Below are 18,744 nucleotides of genomic sequence, written 5' to 3'. Positions count from 1 at the left end.
TACACGCCGGGCCAGCTCTCTGCCCCGGCCTCTTGAGGAGCAAGCATGAGCCTACCCAACCCCGCCGAACTGATCCGGCAGATGGCCGTTGACCTTCGCGTCCACCTGCAACGCCGCGCCATCGCCGAACCGCGCTTCATCGGCATCCGCACCGGCGGCGTATGGGTGGCCCAGGCGCTGCTGGCCGAGCTGGGCAGCGATTCGCCGCTGGGCACCCTCGACGTGTCGTTCTACCGCGACGACTTCAGCCAGAACGGCCTGCACCCGCAGGTGCGCCCGTCCGAGCTGCCGTTCGAGATCGAAGGCCAGCACCTGGTACTGGTGGACGACGTGCTGATGAGCGGGCGCACCATCCGCGCCGCCCTCAACGAACTGTTCGACTATGGCCGCCCGGCCAGCGTGACCCTGGTGTGTCTGCTGGACCTGGATGCCGGCGAACTGCCGATCCGGCCAAACGTGGTGGGCGCCACCCTGTCGCTGCAAGCCCATGAACGGGTAAAATTGTCCGGCCCCGCGCCGCTCGAACTCGAGCGCCAGGACCTCGCTTCCGCTTCCGCCCTTTAAGAGTCCCCCGCGATGACGCCAATCGACGCCAAGCGCCCGCTGCAGCTCAATGACCAGGGCCAGCTGCGCCACTTCCTCTCGCTCGACGGTTTGCCCCGCGAACTGCTGACCGAAATTCTCGACACGGCCGACTCGTTTCTCGAAGTCGGCGCGCGTGCGGTCAAGAAAGTCCCGCTGCTGCGCGGCAAGACCGTGTGCAACGTGTTCTTCGAGAACTCCACGCGTACCCGCACCACCTTCGAACTGGCCGCCCAGCGGCTGTCGGCCGACGTGATCACGCTGAACGTGTCGACCTCCTCCACCAGCAAGGGCGAGACCCTGTTCGACACCCTGCGCAACCTTGAAGCCATGGCCGCCGACATGTTCGTGGTGCGCCACGCCGACTCGGGCGCCGCGCACTTCATCGCCGAGCACGTGTGCCCGGAGGTGGCGATCATCAACGGTGGCGACGGGCGCCACGCGCACCCCACCCAGGGCATGCTCGACATGCTGACCATTCGTCGCCACAAGGGCGGCTTCGAGAACCTCTCGGTGGCCATCGTCGGCGACATCCTGCACTCGCGGGTGGCGCGCTCGAACATGCTCGCGCTGAAAACCCTGGGTTGCCCGGACATCCGCGTGATCGGCCCCAAGACCCTGCTGCCGATCGGCATCGAACAGTACGGCGTGAAGGTCTACACCGACCTGGAGCAAGGCCTGAAGGACGTCGACGTGGTGATCATGCTGCGCCTGCAGCGTGAGCGCATGACCGGCGGCCTGCTGCCCAGCGAGGGCGAGTTCTACCGTCTGTTCGGCCTGACCACCGCACGCCTGGCCGGGGCCAAGCCCGATGCCATCGTGATGCACCCCGGGCCGATCAACCGTGGCGTGGAAATCGAGTCGGCCGTGGCCGACGGCGCCCACTCGGTGATCCTCAACCAGGTCACCTACGGCATCGCCGTGCGCATGGCGGTGTTGTCCATGGCCATGAGCGGGCAGACCGCGCAACGTCAATTCGAGCAGGAGAACGCCCAGTGAGCCTGAGTATCCTCGGCGCCCGTGTCATCGACCCAACCAGCGGCCTGGACCAGGTCGGCGACCTGCACATCGACGCCGGCAAGATCGTCGCCATCGGCGCTGCCCCGGCCGGCTTCAAGCCCGCCCGTACCCTGGACGCCACCGGCCTGGTGGCCGCGCCCGGCCTGGTCGACCTGAGCGTTGCCCTGCGCGAGCCCGGCTACAGCCGCAAGGGCAGCATCGCCAGCGAAACCCGCGCCGCCGCCGCCGGTGGCGTGACCAGCCTGTGCTGCCCGCCGCAGACCCGGCCGGTGCTCGACACCTCGGCAGTCACCGAGCTGATCCTGGACCGCGCCCGTGAAGCCGGGCACAGCAAGGTGTACCCGATCGGCGCCTTGAGCAAGGGCCTGGAAGGCGAGCAACTGGCCGAGCTGATCGCCCTGCGCGATGCCGGCTGCGTGGCCTTCGGCAACGGCCTGAACAGCTTCACCAACACCCGCACCCTGGCCCGCGCGCTGGACTACGCGGCCACCTTCGACCTGACGGTGATCTTCCATTCCCAGGACCGCGACCTGGCCCAGGGCGGCCTCGCCCACGAGGGCGCGATGGCCAGTTTCCTCGGCCTGCCGGGCATTCCGGAAACCGCCGAGACCGTGGCCCTGGCCCGCGACCTGCTGCTGGTGGAACAGACCGGCGTGCGTGCGCACTTCAGCCAGCTGACCAGCGCCCGAGGCGCCAAGCTGATCGAACAGGCCCAGGCCCGCGGCCTGCCGGTGACGGCGGATGTGGCGCTGTACCAGTTGATCCTCACCGACGAGGCGCTGCGCGACTTCTCCAGCCTGTACCACGTGCAACCGCCGCTGCGCACCCGCGCCGACCGCGACGGCCTGCGTGATGCGGTCAAGCGGGGCGTGATCCAGGCGATTTCCAGCCATCACCAGCCGCATGAGCGCGACGCCAAGCTGGCGCCGTTCGGTGCCACCGAACCAGGCATCAGCAGCGTCGAGTTGCTGCTGCCGCTGGCGATGACACTGGTCGAGGACGGCCTGCTCGACCTGGCAACCTTGTTGCAGCGTTTGTCTGCAGGCCCTGCGGCGGCCCTGCGCCTGCCGGCCGGGCAGTTGCAGGTGGGTGCGGCGGCAGACCTGGTGCTGTTCGACCCGCAGGCCTCGACCGTGGCTGGCGAACAATGGCGCTCCAAGGGCGAAAACTGCCCGTTCATCGGGCACTGCCTGCCGGGTGCGGTGCGTTACACCCTGGTTGACGGGCACATCAGCCACGAAGCCTGAGTCAAACCCTTCGCCGGCAAGGCCGGCTCCTACCGGTAGGAGCCGGCTTGCCGGCGAAGGGGCCGCAAAGGTTGAAATCTTTCCCCCCACCCCCATATGAGTCTGCATCAGGCATTTTCGCCTCGCTGCGTGGAGACTCTCCCTTGACCACCATCGTTTCAGTTCGTCGCCACGGCAAAGTCGTCATGGGCGGCGACGGCCAGGTTTCCCTCGGCAATACCGTGATGAAAGGCAACGCCAAGAAGGTTCGTCGCCTGTACCACGGCCAGGTCATCGCCGGCTTCGCCGGTGCCACCGCCGACGCCTTCACCCTGTTCGAGCGCTTCGAAGGCCAGCTCGAAAAACACCAGGGCCACCTCATTCGCGCCGCCGTCGAGCTGGCCAAGGAATGGCGTACCGACCGCTCGCTGAGCCGTCTGGAAGCCATGCTGGCCGTGGCCAACAAGGACGCCTCCTTGATCATCACCGGCAACGGTGACGTCGTCGAACCCGAAGACGGCCTGATCGCCATGGGTTCCGGCGGCGCCTACGCCCAGGCCGCCGCCCGCGCCCTGCTGCAGAAAACCGACCTGTCGGCTCGCGAAATCGCCGAGACCGCACTGAACATCGCCGGCGACATCTGCGTGTTCACCAACCACAACCTGACCATCGAGGAGCAGGACCTGGCCGAGTAATTCAGCTGTTCTGGCGCCCGACCCCGACGGTCGGGCTTTTCCACGCTGAACACTTGCCCACAGGACCATCGACCATTATGTCCATGACCCCCCGCGAAATCGTCCACGAACTCAACCGCCACATCATCGGCCAGGACGATGCCAAGCGCGCCGTCGCCATCGCCCTGCGCAACCGCTGGCGCCGCATGCAGCTGCCCGAAGAGCTGCGCGTGGAAGTCACCCCCAAGAACATCCTGATGATCGGCCCCACCGGCGTGGGCAAGACCGAAATCGCCCGTCGCCTGGCCAAGCTGGCCAACGCGCCGTTCATCAAGGTCGAAGCCACCAAGTTCACCGAAGTGGGCTATGTGGGCCGTGACGTCGAGTCGATCATCCGCGACCTGGCCGACGCCGCGATCAAGCTGCTGCGCGAGCAGGAAATCGTGCGCGTGCGCCACCGTGCCGAAGACGCCGCCGAAGAGCGCATCCTCGATGCACTGCTGCCTCCGGCCCGCACCGGCTTCAACGAAGACCCGGTCAACAGCAGCGATTCCAACACCCGCCAGCTGTTCCGCAAGCGCCTGCGTGAAGGCCAGCTGGACGACAAGGAAATCGAGATCGAGGTGGCCGAAGCGGTCGGCGTCGACATTTCCGCGCCGCCGGGCATGGAAGAAATGACCAACCAGCTGCAGAACCTGTTCGCCAACATGGGTAAGGGCAAGAAGAAGAGCCGCAAGCTCAAGGTCAAGGAAGCGCTCAAGCTGGTGCGCGACGAGGAAGCCGGGCGCCTGGTCAACGAGGAAGAACTCAAGGCCAAGGCCCTCGAGGCGGTCGAGCAGCACGGTATCGTGTTCATCGACGAGATCGACAAGGTGGCCAAGCGCGGCAACGTCGGTGGCGCCGATGTGTCCCGTGAAGGCGTGCAGCGCGACCTGCTGCCGCTGATCGAAGGTTGCACGGTCAATACCAAGCTGGGCATGGTCAAGACCGACCACATCCTGTTCATTGCCTCCGGTGCGTTCCACCTGAGCAAGCCGAGCGACCTGGTGCCCGAGCTGCAGGGTCGTCTGCCGATCCGTGTCGAACTCAAGGCCCTGAGCCCGGAAGACTTCGAGCGCATCCTCAGCGAACCGCATGCCTCGCTCACCGAGCAGTACCGCGAGCTGCTCAAGACCGAGGGGCTGAACATCGAGTTCGCTGCCGACGGCATCAAGCGCCTGGCCGAGATTGCCTGGCAGGTCAACGAGAAGACCGAGAACATCGGTGCCCGTCGCCTGCACACCCTGCTCGAGCGCCTGCTCGAAGAGGTGTCGTTCAGCGCCGGCGACCTGGCCAGCGCCCACAGCGAAGCGCCGATCCGCATCGACGCCGAGTACGTCAACAGCCACCTGGGCGAATTGGCACAGAACGAAGATCTGTCGCGCTACATTCTGTAGCTCAGCGGCAAGCGGCGAGCTGCAGGCCGGAGGTGCTGGACGCCTTCTCCTGCAGCTTGTAGCTTGCAGCTTGAAGCCCAAGAGCCTTATAGCCATGCCCCGTCTGCCTACCGCCATCAATCTGCACAAAGCCTCCAAGACCCTGAGCCTGACCTACGGGCCCGACGAGGTGTATCACCTGCCCGCCGAATTTCTGCGCGTGCACTCCCCTTCCGCCGAGGTCCAGGGCCACGGCAATCCGATCTTACAATTTGGCAAGCTCGGCGTCGGCCTGAGCCAGCTCGAGCCCGCCGGGCAGTACGCGCTCAAGCTCACCTTCGACGACGGCCACGACAGCGGCCTGTTCACCTGGGAATACCTCGAACAGCTGTGCCTGCGCCAGGACCAGCTGTGGGCCGAGTACCTCGACGAGCTGGCCAAGGCCGGTAAATCCCGCGACCCTTCCGAGTCGATCGTCAAGCTGATGCTCTAGCCCGGCACTCCGGCGTTTTAGAGCGCATTTTCTAATTCTATTTGCTTGAATGCCCGTGCGCCGGCCAGCGATTGGCCGGCTTGCGCATTCCATGAAAGTCGGGTAACCAATGGATATGGCAAGTACCCTGCATGGGCGGGTTGATGCAGGGTCTGGCCGGTATGCCGAGGTCGCGAGCGAAAGCAGGTTGTCTTCACACGCATAAACCCGCAGGGCTCATCACCGTCGCGCATCCGGTCGCAGGACCGCAGTTCGTTATCACTGGTCACCCGAGCAGTAGTACCGGGCATTCGTCTGTGCAACGCCCACAGCCCAGCCGGTACTCGTCTCAGGACAACGGAGCGTCGTAGATGAGTAACAAGAACAACGATGACCTGCAGCGCCAAGCCTCTGAAAACACCCTGGGCCTGAGCCCCATCATTGGCCTGCGCCGAAAGGATTTGCTGTCTTCGGCCCGGATGGTGCTGCGTCAGGCCATCAAGCAACCGCTGCACAGTGCCAAGCACGTCGCGCATTTCGGCCTGCAGCTCAAGGACGTGATCTTCGGCAAGTCCGGCCTGCAGCCGGAGGGCGACGACCGCCGCTTCAGCGACCCGGCCTGGAGCCAGAACCCGCTGTACCGCCGCTACCTGCAGACCTACCTGGCCTGGCGCAAGGAACTGCACGACTGGATCGGCAACAGCAACCTGTCGGAGCAGGACATCAGCCGCGCGCACTTCGTCATCAACCTGATGACCGAGGCCATGGCCCCCACCAACAGCGCGGCCAACCCGGCAGCGGTCAAGCGCTTCTTCGAAACCGGTGGCAAGAGCCTGCTCGACGGCCTGTCGCACCTGGCCAAGGACATGGTCCACAACGGCGGCATGCCCAGCCAGGTCAACATGGACGCCTTCGAGGTGGGCAAGAACCTGGCCACCACCGAGGGCGCCGTGGTATTTCGCAACGACGTGCTGGAGCTGATCCAGTACCGCCCGATCACCGAGCAGGTGCACGAAAAGCCGCTGCTGGTGGTACCGCCGCAGATCAACAAGTTCTACGTCTTCGACCTCAGCCCGGAAAAGAGCCTGGCGCGCTTCTGCCTGCGCTCCACGGTGCAGACCTTCATCGTGAGCTGGCGCAACCCCAACAAGTCCCAGCGCGAGTGGGGCCTGTCGACCTACATCGATGCGCTCAAGGAGGCCGTCGACGTGGTGCTGGCAATCACCGGCAGCAAGGACCTGAACATGCTCGGTGCCTGCTCCGGCGGCATCACCTGCACCGCGCTGGTGGGCCACTACGCGGCACTGGGCGAGAAGAAGGTCAATGCCCTGACCCTGCTGGTGAGCGTGCTCGACACCACCCTCGACACCCAGGTGGCGCTGTTCGTCGACGAGCAGACCCTGGAGTCGGCCAAGCGCCATTCCTACCAGGCCGGTGTGCTCGAAGGCCGCGACATGGCCAAGGTGTTCGCCTGGATGCGCCCCAACGACCTGATCTGGAACTACTGGGTCAACAACTACCTGCTCGGCAACGAGCCGCCGGTGTTCGACATCCTGTTCTGGAACAACGACATCACGCGCCTGCCCGCCGCCTTCCACGGCGACCTGATCGAAATGTTCAAGAACAACCCGCTGGTGCGTCCCGGTGCACTGGAAGTGTGCGGCACGCCGATCGACCTGAGCCAGGTCACCACCGACATCTTCAGCGTGGCCGGCACCAACGATCACATCACCCCATGGAAGTCCTGCTACAAGTCGGCGCAGCTGTTCGGCGGCAAGGTCGAGTTCCTGCTGTCCAACAGCGGGCATATCCAGAGCATCCTCAACCCGCCGGGCAACCCCAAGTCGCGCTACATGACCAGCAGCGAGATGCCGGCCCAGGCCGACGACTGGCAGGAGAACTCCACCAAGCACACCGATTCCTGGTGGCTGTACTGGCAGGCGTGGCTGGCCGAGCGCTCCGGCGCACTCAAGCCGGCACCCGCCAAGCTGGGCAACAAGGCCTACCCGAGCGCCGAAGCGTCGCCCGGCACCTACGTCCACGAACGCTGAAAACACCCGGCGCCGCCGCAGGCAAGGCGGCGCTGCTACTCACGACAGGGCTCGCGCATGCCGCAACCGTATCTCTTCAGAACCGTCGAGCTCGATGGCCAGTCCATCCGCACGGCCGTTCGCCCCGGCAAGCCGCACCTCACGCCGCTGCTGATCTTCAACGGTATCGGCGCCAACCTGGAGCTGGTGTTCCCGTTCATCGATGCGCTGGACCCGGACCTTGAAGTGATCGCCTTCGATGTACCCGGCGTGGGCGGCTCGTCGACACCGCGCCGGCCCTACCGCTTTCCCGGGCTGGCCAAGCTGACGGCGCGCATGCTCGACTACCTCGACTACGGGCAGGTCAATGCCATCGGCGTGTCGTGGGGCGGAGCGCTGGCCCAGCAGTTCGCCCACGATTACCCCGAGCGCTGCAAGAAGCTGGTGCTGGCGGCCACCGCCGCCGGTGCGGTGATGGTGCCGGGCAAGCCACGGGTGCTGTGGCTGATGGCCAGCCCCAGGCGCTACATACAGCCGTCCCACGTGATCCGCATCGCCCCGGAAATCTATGGCGGGGCCTTTCGCCGCGACCCGAACCTGGCCGCGTCGCATGCGGCCAAGGTGCGTTCCTCGGGCAAGCTGGGCTATTACTGGCAGCTGTTCGCCGGCATGGGCTGGACCAGCATCCACTGGCTGCACAAGATCCAGCAGCCGACCCTGGTGCTGGCCGGCGACGACGACCCGCTGATCCCGCTGATCAATATGCGCCTGCTGGCCTGGCGAATTCCCAATGCCCAGCTACACATAATCGACGACGGTCACTTGTTCCTGATCACCCGGGCCGAAGCCGTTGCCCCGATCATCATGAAATTCCTGCAGCAGGAGCGCCAACGCGCCGTCATGCATCCACGGCCCGCCCCGAGCGCTTGAGCACCTCTATCGCTTGCACCCCCGGCAGGAGCGCCGGGGCATGTCAGCGCCAGTTCGGGTTGGTGTCGCTCTTGCATTGAAACATTGGTTGATGGCCTGACGACGGAGTGTTGCCTGGATGAAAGACAAGCCCGCGAAGCCCGGGGTACCGACCCCCGCTGCCTATCTCAACGTGCGCAGCGCCATCAGTGGCCTGCGCGGTCGCGACCTGCTGTCGACGGTGCACCAGCTGGGGCGCCACGGCCTGCGTCACCCGCTGCACACGGCGCGCCACCTGCTGGCGCTGGGTGGCCAGCTGGGGCGCGTGATGCTGGGCGATACCCCCTACCAGCCCTCGCCACGCGACACCCGCTTCAACGACCCGGCCTGGCAGCTCAACCCGCTGTACCGACGCGGCCTGCAGGCCTACCTGGCCTGGCAGCAGCAGACCTGCCAGTGGATCGACGAGAGCCAGCTGGACGACGATGACCGCGCCCGCGCGCACTTCGTGTTCTCGCTGCTCAACGATGCAATGTCGCCCAGCAACACCCTGCTCAACCCGGCGGCGGTCAAGGAGCTGCTGAACTCCGGCGGGCTGAGCCTGGTGCGCGGCTTGAACCACCTGCTCGACGACCTGCGCCACAACGACGGCCTGCCACGCCAGGTCAACCCGGACGCCTTCGAGGTGGGCAGGAACCTGGCCAGCACCGCCGGCGCGGTGGTGTTTCGCAACGAGCTGCTGGAGCTGATCCAGTACCGCCCGATGAGCGAAAAACAGTACGCCCGGCCCCTGCTGGTGGTGCCGCCGCAGATCAACAAGTTCTACATCTTCGACCTCAGCCCGACCAACAGCTTTGTGCAGTACGCCCTCAAGAACGGCCTGCAGACCTTCATGATCAGCTGGCGCAACCCCGACGCCCGGCATCGCGAATGGGGCCTGTCGAGCTACGTGGCGGCGGTCGAGGAAGCCATGAACGTGTGCCGCTCGATCACCGGCAGCCGCGACGTCAACCTGCTTGGCGCCTGTGCCGGCGGGTTGACCATCGCGGCCCTGCAGGGTCACCTGCAGGCCAAGCGCCAGATGCGCCGGGTGCACAGCGCCACCTACCTGGTCAGCCTGCTCGACAGCCAGTTCGACAGCCCCGCCAGCCTGTTCGCCGACGAGCAGACCCTGGAGGCGGCCAAGCGCCGCTCCTACCAGCAGGGCGTGCTGGAGGGCCGCGAGATGGCACGGGTGTTCGCCTGGATGCGCCCCAACGACCTGATCTGGAACTACTTCGTCAACAACTACCTGCTGGGCAAGGCGCCCCCGGCATTCGACATCCTGTACTGGAACAACGACAACAGCCGCCTGCCGGCCGCGCTGCACGGCGATCTGCTGGACTTCTTCAAATTCAACCCGCTGACGCACGCCGACGGCCTCGAGGTATGCGGCACGCCGATCGACCTGAACAAGGTCACGGTGGACAGCTTCCACGTGGCCGGCAGCAACGACCACATCACCCCGTGGGACGCGGTGTACCGCTCGGCCCTGCTGCTGGGCGGCGAGCGGCGCTTCGTGCTGGCCAACAGCGGGCATGTGCAGAGCATCCTCAACCCACCGGGCCACCCCAAGGCGCATTTTGTCGAGAACCCCAGGCTGAGCAGCGACCCGCGGGCCTGGTACCACGATGCGCAGAAGGTCGAGGGCAGCTGGTGGCCGCAGTGGCTCGACTGGATACAGGCGCGCTCCGGTGCGCAGCGCGAAACCCGCCTGTCGCTGGGCAGCGCCAATTACCCTCCCATGGACCCCGCACCCGGCACCTACGTGCTGGTGCGCTGAGCAAGAAGAACGGATGAAGACCCGCGACCGTATCCTGGAGTGCGCCCTGCACCTGTTCAATCGTCAGGGCGAGCCGAATGTCTCGACGCTGGAAATCGCCAACGAGATGGGCATAAGCCCGGGCAACCTGTACTACCACTTCCACGGCAAGGAGCCGCTGGTGCTGGGCCTGTTCGAGCGTTTCGAGGAGGAGCTGACGCCCCTGCTCGACCCGCCCCTGGAGGTGCGCCTGGATGCCGAGGACTACTGGCTGTTCCTGCACCTGATCGTGGAGCGCATGGCGCAGTACCGCTTTCTGTTCCAGGACCTGTCCAACCTTACCGGGCGCCTGCCCAAGCTGGCGCGGGGCATGCGCACCCTGCTCAATGCGCTCAAGCGCACGCTGGCGGCATTGCTGGCGAGCCTCAAGGCGCATGGGCAGGTGACCAGCGATACCCGCGCACTGGGGCAACTGGTGGAGCAGATCAGCATGACCTTGCTGTTCTCGCTGGACTACCAGCGGATTCTGGCGCGCGAGGGCGAGGTCGGGATCGTGGTGTACCAGGTGATGATGCTGGTGGCGCCGCACCTGGAGGTGGAGTCACGCCTGGCGGCGGAGCAGTTGGCCCTGAGGTACCTGGAGGGCTGAGGGTCCCATCGCGGAACAAGCCCGCGCCTGCAAGGAAGGCAGTGATCCCTGTGGGAGCGGGCTTGACCCGCGATGAGGCCAGCACAGGCACCCCACATAAAAACGCCCGGCACACAGGCCGGGCGTTTTCTGTACAGCTACCTCGAGTCAGGCCTGGCTGGCCGGGCTCGAAGGTGCTGGTGCTGCCGACGCGGCTGGCGCCGCAGTGGCCGCCGGGCTTGGCGCCGGTGCCGCACTGGCACTTGGCGCTGCCGGTTTGGCCGCTGCGGGCTTGGCTGCAGCAGGCTTGGCCGGGGCTTTCTTCACCGCTGGCTTTTTCACTGCTGCCGGCTTGGCGGCAGGTTTTGCGGCAGGTTTGGCCGCCGCTTTCGCTGCAGGCTTGGCGGCTGCGGTTTTCGCCGCGGCCGGCTTGGCTGCTGGCTTGGCCGCTGCCGGTTTGGCCGCCGCAGTTTTGGCCGCAGGCTTGGCCGCCGCTTTCGGTGCTGCCTTGGCCAGTGGCTTGGCCGGCGCCTTGGCCGAGACCGACTTGACCGAGGCACCGGTCAGTTTCTCGATCTGCTTGGTCAGGGTGTCGACCTGCTGGTGCAGTGCCTTGACCTCATTGCGGCTGGGCACGCCCAGGCGCGAGATGGCACTGTTCAGGCGCTTGTCGAAAGCCTCTTCGAGTTCGCTCCACTTGCCCAGTGCGCGGTCTTTCACGTCGCCTACGCGCGAGGTCGCAGACTTGGCACTGGCCTTGGCCGAGTTGACGCTGCCCTTGGCCTGCTTTTCAGCTTTCTCACCGTCCTTGACCAGGGTTTCGAAAAGCTTGCTGCCGTCCTGATCGATCTTGGAGTAGATACCCAAACCAGCCAGCCAGATCTTGCGGGAATACTTTTCGATCCCCCCGACCCAGGAGCTGCTCTCTTTCTCAGTTGTCTTTTTGCCAGCCATCCCGCTCTCCTTATTGTTTGCGTGCGACACGATCGAGCAACAGCGTCAGCTCTTCGAGCTTGGCAGAAAGTGCCTCCACGTCATGTTTAGACGGAATGCCGATGCGATTCAAGGCGCTGGCGACCCGTGTGTCGAAAGCCTTTTCGATTTTATCCAGCTGAACTTCGACCTTGCCCTTCACGCTGCCCAGTTCCTGCCTGGCGGACTGGATCTCGCTGTTGGCGGCATCGAGTTCGTGGTCGAGGCGTTTCTTGCCTTTTTTCTCCACGGTTTCGCCGGCCTTGACCAGCTCCTTGAGGTACTCGGCGCCCTCCTGCCCGACCCGGGTGTAGGCCCCCAGGCCTGCCAGCCAGATCTTGCGCGCGTAGCCGCGCACCTCGCCCAGGGCCTTGCCCGGGGCGTCGTCGATTTTCTTCAGGGTCACTTTGGCCATGCTCTGCACCTCACGCTTGAACGGAAATGGAGTTACGCCCGTGAAAGTTGGGCTTGGGCACAAAGGTAGGGGGAAAAATTAGAATCCTCACCCTAAGGGCAGGATTTGCTGTGCAGCGAAGGCCCCTGTCGCGGGTCAAGCCCGCGCCCACAGGGCCTGCAGTGAACCTGCGGGGCCACTTGACCCTCTACAGCGGTTTCAGGCCAGGGCCTTGTCCAGGGCCCGCTCGATCTCGGCCTTGATCGTGCCGCCCATCATCGACAGCATCATCCCGAGCTTCAACTCCACCCGGATGCTGTCGTCGCCGATATCGATGCTGCCATTGGCACCGCTGCGCCTGACCTCGACCCGGTCACCGTTCCACTGTGCCTTGAGGTCGTACTCGCGGGTCAGCTTGTCCACCAGGGCTTCGGCCTTTTCCCGGGCCGCTGCGCGCCCCAGGCTGTGTTTGCGTTCGACGCTGATCTGGGTCATTCAATCAATCCTGGCTAGAAGGGCATACTCCCATTATGCCCCTGCCTCCGCCTGCGACACACCCCGCCAAGACAAATGCAGCCGCACGCCCTAGAATGGCCAGTAATTTTTTCCGGTGAAGCGATATGAACGACCAGCGCAAAGGCGAACACGCCGAACCCACCACCCACTTCGGCTACAAGGATGTCCCCGAAAGTCAGAAGGCCGAGAAAGTCGCCGAAGTCTTTCACTCGGTGGCCGCCAAGTACGACCTGATGAACGATGTGCTCTCCGGCGGCATGCACCGCCTGTGGAAGCGCTTCACCATCGAGCTGTCGGGCGTGCGCCCTGGCAACCGCGTGCTCGACATCGCCGGCGGCACCGGCGACCTGGCGCGCAAGTTCTCGCAGCTGGTCGGCCCCACCGGCCAGGTGGTACTGGCCGACATCAACGCCTCGATGCTCAAGGTCGGTCGTGACCGCCTGCTCGACAAGGGCGTGGCCGGCAACATCGAGTTCGTCCAGGCCGACGCCGAGAAGCTGCCCTTCCCCGACAACCATTTCGACTGCGTGACCATCGCCTTCGGCCTGCGCAACGTGACCCACAAGGACGACGCGATCCGCTCGATGCTGCGCGTGCTCAAGCCGGGCGGCCGCCTGCTGGTGCTGGAGTTCTCCAAGCCGACCAACAAGCTGATGTCCAAGGTCTACGATGCCTACTCGTTCGCCTTCATGCCGCTGGCCGGCAAGCTGATCACCAACGACGCGGACAGCTACCGCTACCTCGCCGAATCGATCCGCATGCACCCCGACCAGGAAACCCTCAAGGCCATGATGGTCGACGCCGGTTTCGACCGTGTCACCTACCACAACATGACCAGCGGTATCGTGGCCCTGCACCGCGGTATCAAGCCCTGATGTTGCTGGCCGGGCTGCTCGCCAGCGTCGAACACGGTCTCAACCGTGTGTTGCGCATGGACAGCACTGCGCTGCCGCGCCTGGCTGCGCTCGAGGGCAAGATCATTGCCATCGACTGCCGCCAGCCGGCGCTGCAGCTGTACATCCTGCCCGGCGATGAAGGCCTGATGCTCGCCAGCCACTGGGAAACCGAGGCCGACTGCACCCTGCGTGCGCCGGCCAGCAGCCTGCTGCAACTGGCCCTGAGCCAGGACAAGCCGGCGGTGCTGCACAGCCCGCAGGTGGAACTCGAAGGCGACAGCGCGGTGCTGCTCGACCTGGTCGGCGTGCTGCAGGACCTGGAGCTGGACTGGGAGTACGAACTCTCGCGCTGGCTCGGCCCGGTCGCCACCCAGCTGATCGGCGGCCACCTGCGCAGCCGCGCGCGCTGGACCCGCCAGGGCCTGGCCAGCCTCAACCAGAACCTTGGCGAATACCTGGCCGAAGAGGCCCGCACCCTGGTCGGCCAGCGCGAGGCCGAAGCGCGCTTCGCCGAGCTCGATGCCCTGAAAATCGATGTAGAACGCCTCGAGGCACGCATTGCGCGCCTTGCCCGATCCCTTGAATCCAGCGATAACGCATGAAGCTGCTTGCCGTCCGCCGTCTGTTGCGCATCCAGCGCGTCGTGATCCGCTACCGTCTCGATGACCTGCTGTTCGACCTGCCCCTGCCCTGGTGGCTGATGACCCTGCGTTTCGCCATGCCCTGGCGCTGGCTGCCGCGCAAGCCGTCGCCCCTGAGCCGTGGCGCGCGCCTGCGCCTGGCGCTGCAGGACCTGGGCCCGATCTTCATCAAGTTCGGCCAGTTGCTCTCCACCCGCCGTGACCTGCTGCCCGCCGACATCGCCGACGAGCTGATGCTGTTGCAGGACCGCGTGCCGCCCTTCGACCCGCAAAAGGCCGTGGCGCTGATCGAATCGCAGCTCGGCGCCAAGGTGGGCGAGATCTTCAGCCGCTTCGACGTCGAACCGCTGGCCTCGGCCTCGGTGGCCCAGGTGCACGCGGCGCGCCTCAAGAGCGGCGAGGAGGTGGTGGTCAAGGTGGTGCGCCCAGGCCTCAAGCCGATCATCGCGCAGGACCTGGCCTGGCTGTTCCTGATCGCCCGCGGCGCCGAGCGGGTGTCGGCCGATGCCCGCCTGCTGCACCCGGTCGAGGTGGTCAACGATTACGAGAAGACCATCTACGACGAGCTCGACCTGCTGCGCGAGGCGGCCAACGCCAGCCAGCTGCGACGCAACTTCGAAGGCTCGGAGATGATGTACGTGCCCCAGGTGTACTGGGACCTGTGCCGGCCCAAGGTGCTGGTGATGGAGCGCATCTATGGCGTGCAGGTCACTGACCTTGCCACCCTGGCCGACCAGCGCACCGACATGAAGCTGCTGGCCGAGCGCGGCGTCGAGATCTTCTTCACCCAGGTGTTTCGCGACAGCTTCTTCCACGCCGACATGCACCCGGGCAACATCTTCGTCAGCACCGTCAAGCCGTGGAGCCCGCAGTACATCGCGATCGACTGCGGCATCGTGGGCAGCCTCACCCCCGAGGACCAGGACTACCTGGCACGCAACCTGTTCGCCTTCTTCAAGCGTGACTACCGTCGCGTGGCCCAGTTGCACATCGACTCGGGCTGGGTACCGGCGCAGACCAAGCTCAACGAATTCGAGGCGGCGATCCGCACCGTGTGCGAGCCGATCTTCGAAAAACCGTTAAAGGATATTTCCTTCGGCCAGGTGCTGATGCGCCTGTTCCAGACCGCGCGGCGCTTCAACATGGAAGTGCAGCCGCAACTGGTGCTGCTGCAGAAGACCCTGCTCAACATCGAGGGCCTGGGCCGTCAGCTGTACCCTGACCTGGACCTGTGGAGCACCGCCCAGCCGTTTCTGGAGCGCTGGATGCGCGAGCGGGTCAGCCCGAAAAACGTGCTGCAGAACCTGCACAGCCAGGTCGAGCAACTGCCGCACCTGGCCGGCATGACCCGCGACCTGCTCGAACGCATGTCGCAACCGCACCTGAACGACCCGCCGCCACCCTGGCAGCAGCGCGATCGCTGGGCCCTGCGCCTGCTCGGTGCCGGCCTGCTGGCGGGCGGCGCAACCCTCGCCGCAGGTGCCGTGAGCCTCAGCGCCCCGGCAGCCTGGCCGGCCTGGCTGATGCTGGCCGGGGGCCTTTACCTGATCGTGCGCCGATAGCCAGCCTGCTGCGTGGCTGGCACACTAGCAGGTGGCATCGGTGCGGGACCGTGGCCTATTTTGGAGTCGAACATGAAAGACTGGCTGGACGAGATCAACTGGAACAGCGATGGCCTGGTACCGGCGATCGCCCAGGACCACAAGACCGGGCGCGTGCTGATGATGGCCTGGATGAACCGCGAGGCCCTGAGCCTGACTGCCGCCGAGCAGCGCGCCATCTACTGGTCGCGTTCGCGTGGCAAACTGTGGCGCAAGGGCGAAGAGTCCGGCCACGTGCAGAAGCTGCATGAAATGCGCCTGGACTGCGACGCCGACGTGATCATCCTGATGGTCGAGCAACTGGGCCACATCGCCTGCCATACCGGCCGTGAAAGCTGCTTCTACCGCGTGTACGAGAACGGCGCGTGGAAGACCGTCGACCCGGTACTCAAAGACCCGCATGCCATCTACAGCGCAGGACACTGACATGAGCGACACCCTGATCCGCCTGGCCGAAGTGCTCGAATCGCGCAAGGGCGCGGCCCCCGACACCTCGTACGTGGCCAGCCTGTACCACAAGGGCCTGAACAAGATCCTGGAAAAGGTCGGCGAGGAATCGGTCGAGACCATCATCGCCGCCAAGGACGCCGCCGTCAGTGGCGAATGCAGCGATGTCATCTACGAGACCGCCGACCTGTGGTTCCATAGCATGGTCATGCTCGCCGCCCTGGGCCAGCACCCGCAGGCCGTGCTGGACGAACTGGACCGCCGCTTCGGCCTGTCCGGGCACGACGAGAAGGCCGCCCGCCAGCCGTCGGCCTAACGAATTCAATCGAGGATTGCACCATGGGTATTTTTGACTGGAAACACTGGATCGTCCTGCTGGTGGTGGTTGTACTGGTGTTCGGTACCAAGAAACTGAAAAACCTGGGCAGCGACCTGGGCGAATCGATCAAGGGCTTCAAGAAGGCCATGAACGAAGAGGAAGACAAGCCGGAGCAGCCCACCGTACAGCCTGCCCAGCCGACCCCGCCGCCCGCCGCTGCACCGCTGAACCAGCCGCAGACCTTCGATGGCCAGGCGCACAAGGTCGAAGAGCCGACCAGGAAAGAGTGAACACATGTTCGGGATCAGCTTCAGTGAGTTGTTGCTTGTCGGCCTGGTGGCCCTGCTGGTGCTCGGCCCCGAGCGCCTGCCGGGCGCTGCACGTACCGCCGGGCTGTGGATCGGCCGACTGAAACGCAGCTTCAACGCGATCAAGAACGAGGTGGAGCGCGAGATCGGTGCCGACGATATCCGGCGCCAGCTACACAACGAGCACATCCTCTCCATGGAGCAGGAAGCCCGGCGCATCCTCAACCCGCAATCGGTACAGCCCGATCCGGCGCACACCCCCGGCGCGGAGCCAGCCGCCACCGCCACCGAGGCTGCGCCGGCGCCTGCACCAGAACCTGTGACTGCACCGACACCTGCACCTGCACCTGCCGTCGAAGCAGCACCGCCCACCGAACCGACACAGCCGCCGCGAGCCCCATGAGCGAAATCCCGGAAAACGACCAGCCGATGCCGCTGGTCTCGCACCTTACCGAGCTGCGCACGCGCCTGTTGCGCTGCGTCGCGGTCATCTTCGTGATCTTCGCCGGCCTGTTCGCCTTCGCCCAGCAGATCTACACCCTGGTCTCGGCACCGTTGCGCGCCCACCTGCCGGCCAACGCCACGATGATCGCCACCGACGTGGCCTCGCCGTTCCTCACGCCATTCAAGCTGACCATGATCGTCTCGCTGTTCCTGGCGATCCCGGTGATCCTGCACCAGATCTGGGGGTTCATCGCCCCCGGCCTGTACCGCCATGAAAAACGCATCGCAGTGCCGTTGCTGGTGTCGAGCATCTTCCTGTTCTATGCCGGCATGGCCTTCGCGTACTTCCTGGTGTTCCCGCTGATCTTCGGTTTCTTCGCCAGCGCCACGCCCGAAGGCGTGTCGATGATGACCGACATCGCCAGCTACCTCGACTTCGTCATGACCCTGTTCTTCGCCTTTGGCGTGGCCTTCGAGATCCCGGTGGCGGTGATCCTGCTGGTGTGGATCGGCGTGGTCGACGTGAAGTACCTGAAGAAGATCCGCCCCTACGTCATCATCGGCTGCTTCGTGGTCGGCATGGTGCTGACCCCGCCGGACATCTTCTCGCAGACCCTGCTGGCCGTGCCGATGTGGTTGCTGTTCGAAGTCGGCGTGCTGTTCGGCGGGCTCATCCGCAAGCGCAGTGCCCCGGTGCAGGCCGACGAGCCTGACGACCAGCCGCCAGCCACCCAGCCGTGAACCTGCTGCTGCTCGAGGAGGCCGACTTCGTCGCGGCCGACCGTGTGGTGCTGGGCGACCGGCGCTTTACCCACATGCAGGAGATCCACCGCGTGGCGGTGGGCGACACCCTGCGCGTGGGACGCCTGGGGGGGCTGATGGGGCAGGCCGTGGTGCTGCGCCTGGAGGGCCATGAAGCCGAACTGTCGGTCGAGTTCACCCAGCCGCCGCCGGCCAAGCTGCCGCTGACCCTGGTGCTGGCCCTGCCGCGCCCGAAGATGCTGCGCCGGGTGTTCCAGACCGTGGCCACCATGGGCGTGGGCAAGCTCATCCTGGTCAATAGTTACCGGGTCGAGAAGAGCTTCTGGCAAACCCCCTTCCTGGAGCCTGCGGCGATACGCGAGCAACTGGTGCTGGGCCTGGAGCAGGCGCGCGACACCGTGCTGCCCGAGGTGGTGATCGAGAAGCGCTTCAAGCCCTTCGTCGAAGATCGCCTGCCAGCGATTGCCGAGGGTACCCTGGGCCTGGTCGGCCACCCTGGCAACCACCCGCCCTGCCCGCGCGCATTGACCGAGCCGGTGACCCTGGCGATCGGCCCGGAAGGTGGCTGGATCCCGTATGAGGTCGAGCTGCTGGGCAAGGCCGGGCTGAACCCGGTACAGCTGGGCGAGCGCATCCTGCGCGTGGAGACGGCGGTCACCGCCCTGCTGGCGCGGTTGTTCTAGCACC

General features: G+C 65.5%; 22 protein-coding genes. 19 read left to right on the top strand and 3 right to left on the bottom strand.

Annotated elements, in window-relative coordinates; genetic code table 11:
* Positions 1-45: 45 nt before the first annotated feature.
* The 10 genes from pyrR (at position 46) to B4I46_RS03385 (ending at position 10,778) form a co-directional block, all read left to right on the top strand.
* On the top strand, positions 46-564 hold the full coding sequence (gene pyrR / locus B4I46_RS03430; protein ID WP_286898646.1) for a bifunctional pyr operon transcriptional regulator/uracil phosphoribosyltransferase PyrR: 519 nt from the start codon (positions 46-48) through the stop codon (positions 562-564).
* Between the two features lie 12 nt (positions 565-576).
* Positions 577-1,581 (top strand): aspartate carbamoyltransferase catalytic subunit, encoded by a 1,005-nt coding sequence (locus B4I46_RS03425; protein WP_043862147.1) that lies wholly within the window; start codon positions 577-579, stop codon positions 1,579-1,581.
* Complete coding sequence (locus B4I46_RS03420) at positions 1,578-2,849, top strand: dihydroorotase (protein ID WP_043862148.1); 1,272 nt, start codon at positions 1,578-1,580, stop codon at positions 2,847-2,849. The genes B4I46_RS03425 and B4I46_RS03420 overlap by 4 nt, the downstream gene beginning before the upstream one ends.
* Before the next feature lie 143 nt (positions 2,850-2,992).
* Positions 2,993-3,523, top strand: a complete 531-nt coding sequence (gene hslV, locus B4I46_RS03415) for an ATP-dependent protease subunit HslV (protein WP_028945572.1) — start codon at positions 2,993-2,995, stop codon at positions 3,521-3,523.
* A gap of 77 nt (positions 3,524-3,600) precedes the next feature.
* Positions 3,601-4,938, top strand: coding sequence for an ATP-dependent protease ATPase subunit HslU (gene hslU / locus B4I46_RS03410; RefSeq protein ID WP_054915767.1), 1,338 nt, complete (start codon positions 3,601-3,603; stop codon positions 4,936-4,938).
* A gap of 94 nt (positions 4,939-5,032) precedes the next feature.
* A complete protein-coding gene (locus B4I46_RS03405) occupies positions 5,033-5,410 on the top strand; it encodes a gamma-butyrobetaine hydroxylase-like domain-containing protein (RefSeq protein ID WP_043862150.1) in 378 nt (125 codons plus the stop codon).
* Positions 5,411-5,760: 350 nt separating this feature from the next.
* The gene (gene phaC, locus B4I46_RS03400) at positions 5,761-7,440 is read left to right on the top strand and encodes a class II poly(R)-hydroxyalkanoic acid synthase (protein ID WP_286898635.1); all 1,680 of its coding nucleotides are present in this window, start codon (positions 5,761-5,763) and stop codon (positions 7,438-7,440) included.
* Between the two features lie 57 nt (positions 7,441-7,497).
* Positions 7,498-8,349: a poly(3-hydroxyalkanoate) depolymerase gene (gene phaZ / locus B4I46_RS03395; protein ID WP_043862152.1), complete on the top strand. Its 852-nt coding sequence runs from the start codon at positions 7,498-7,500 to the stop codon at positions 8,347-8,349.
* A gap of 118 nt (positions 8,350-8,467) precedes the next feature.
* Positions 8,468-10,150, top strand: a complete 1,683-nt coding sequence (gene phaC, locus B4I46_RS03390) for a class II poly(R)-hydroxyalkanoic acid synthase (protein WP_116052522.1) — start codon at positions 8,468-8,470, stop codon at positions 10,148-10,150.
* A 13-nt stretch (positions 10,151-10,163) separates the two neighbouring features.
* Positions 10,164-10,778 (top strand): TetR/AcrR family transcriptional regulator, encoded by a 615-nt coding sequence (locus tag B4I46_RS03385; RefSeq protein ID WP_043862154.1) that lies wholly within the window; start codon positions 10,164-10,166, stop codon positions 10,776-10,778.
* A gap of 147 nt (positions 10,779-10,925) precedes the next feature.
* Here the strand turns inward: B4I46_RS03385 and B4I46_RS03380 are convergent, their stop codons facing one another.
* The 3 genes from B4I46_RS03380 to B4I46_RS03370 all read right to left on the bottom strand — a co-directional run bounded on the left by B4I46_RS03380 (position 10,926) and on the right by B4I46_RS03370 (position 12,618).
* Entirely contained in the window at positions 10,926-11,711 is a 786-nt protein-coding gene (locus tag B4I46_RS03380; RefSeq protein WP_116052521.1) for a phasin family protein, read from the bottom strand.
* 10 nt (positions 11,712-11,721) lie between these two features.
* Entirely contained in the window at positions 11,722-12,144 is a 423-nt protein-coding gene (locus tag B4I46_RS03375) for a phasin family protein (protein WP_043862156.1), read from the bottom strand.
* Positions 12,145-12,342: 198 nt separating this feature from the next.
* A complete protein-coding gene (locus B4I46_RS03370; protein ID WP_043862157.1) occupies positions 12,343-12,618 on the bottom strand; it encodes a polyhydroxyalkanoic acid system family protein in 276 nt (91 codons plus the stop codon).
* 125 nt (positions 12,619-12,743) lie between these two features.
* Between B4I46_RS03370 and ubiE the strand changes: the two genes are divergently transcribed.
* From ubiE to B4I46_RS03325, 9 genes are all read left to right on the top strand, one after another.
* On the top strand, positions 12,744-13,514 hold the full coding sequence (gene ubiE, locus B4I46_RS03365; RefSeq protein WP_043862158.1) for a bifunctional demethylmenaquinone methyltransferase/2-methoxy-6-polyprenyl-1,4-benzoquinol methylase UbiE: 771 nt from the start codon (positions 12,744-12,746) through the stop codon (positions 13,512-13,514).
* Positions 13,514-14,137: a ubiquinone biosynthesis accessory factor UbiJ gene (locus B4I46_RS03360; RefSeq protein WP_043862159.1), complete on the top strand. Its 624-nt coding sequence runs from the start codon at positions 13,514-13,516 to the stop codon at positions 14,135-14,137. Before ubiE ends, B4I46_RS03360 begins: the two co-directional genes overlap by 1 nt.
* Positions 14,134-15,738, top strand: a complete 1,605-nt coding sequence (gene ubiB, locus B4I46_RS03355) for a ubiquinone biosynthesis regulatory protein kinase UbiB (RefSeq protein WP_043862160.1) — start codon at positions 14,134-14,136, stop codon at positions 15,736-15,738. The genes B4I46_RS03360 and ubiB overlap by 4 nt, the downstream gene beginning before the upstream one ends.
* 72 nt (positions 15,739-15,810) lie before the next feature.
* A complete protein-coding gene (hisI, locus tag B4I46_RS03350) occupies positions 15,811-16,203 on the top strand; it encodes a phosphoribosyl-AMP cyclohydrolase (protein ID WP_043862161.1) in 393 nt (130 codons plus the stop codon).
* 1 nt (position 16,204) lies between these two features.
* Complete coding sequence (locus B4I46_RS03345) at positions 16,205-16,540, top strand: phosphoribosyl-ATP diphosphatase (RefSeq protein WP_043862162.1); 336 nt, start codon at positions 16,205-16,207, stop codon at positions 16,538-16,540.
* Positions 16,541-16,563: 23 nt separating this feature from the next.
* Entirely contained in the window at positions 16,564-16,833 is a 270-nt protein-coding gene (locus B4I46_RS03340) for a twin-arginine translocase TatA/TatE family subunit (protein ID WP_043862163.1), read from the top strand.
* A 4-nt stretch (positions 16,834-16,837) separates the two neighbouring features.
* Positions 16,838-17,254, top strand: coding sequence for a Sec-independent protein translocase protein TatB (tatB, locus tag B4I46_RS03335; protein ID WP_043862164.1), 417 nt, complete (start codon positions 16,838-16,840; stop codon positions 17,252-17,254).
* Positions 17,251-18,036 carry a twin-arginine translocase subunit TatC gene (gene tatC / locus B4I46_RS03330; protein WP_043862165.1) on the top strand — a complete coding sequence of 262 codons (786 nt, stop codon included), beginning with the start codon at positions 17,251-17,253 and terminating at the stop codon, positions 18,034-18,036. Before tatB ends, tatC begins: the two co-directional genes overlap by 4 nt.
* Entirely contained in the window at positions 18,033-18,740 is a 708-nt protein-coding gene (locus B4I46_RS03325) for a 16S rRNA (uracil(1498)-N(3))-methyltransferase (protein ID WP_043862166.1), read from the top strand. The genes tatC and B4I46_RS03325 overlap by 4 nt, the downstream gene beginning before the upstream one ends.
* The last annotated feature ends 4 nt before the right edge of the window (positions 18,741-18,744 follow it).

The sequence above is a fragment of the Pseudomonas sp. UBA7500 genome, assembly GCF_002478435.1.
Classification (GTDB): domain Bacteria; phylum Pseudomonadota; class Gammaproteobacteria; order Pseudomonadales; family Pseudomonadaceae; genus Aquipseudomonas; species Aquipseudomonas palmensis.
Note: the sequence above shows the minus strand (reverse complement) of the source record. Positions and strands in the feature narration are given on the sequence as shown.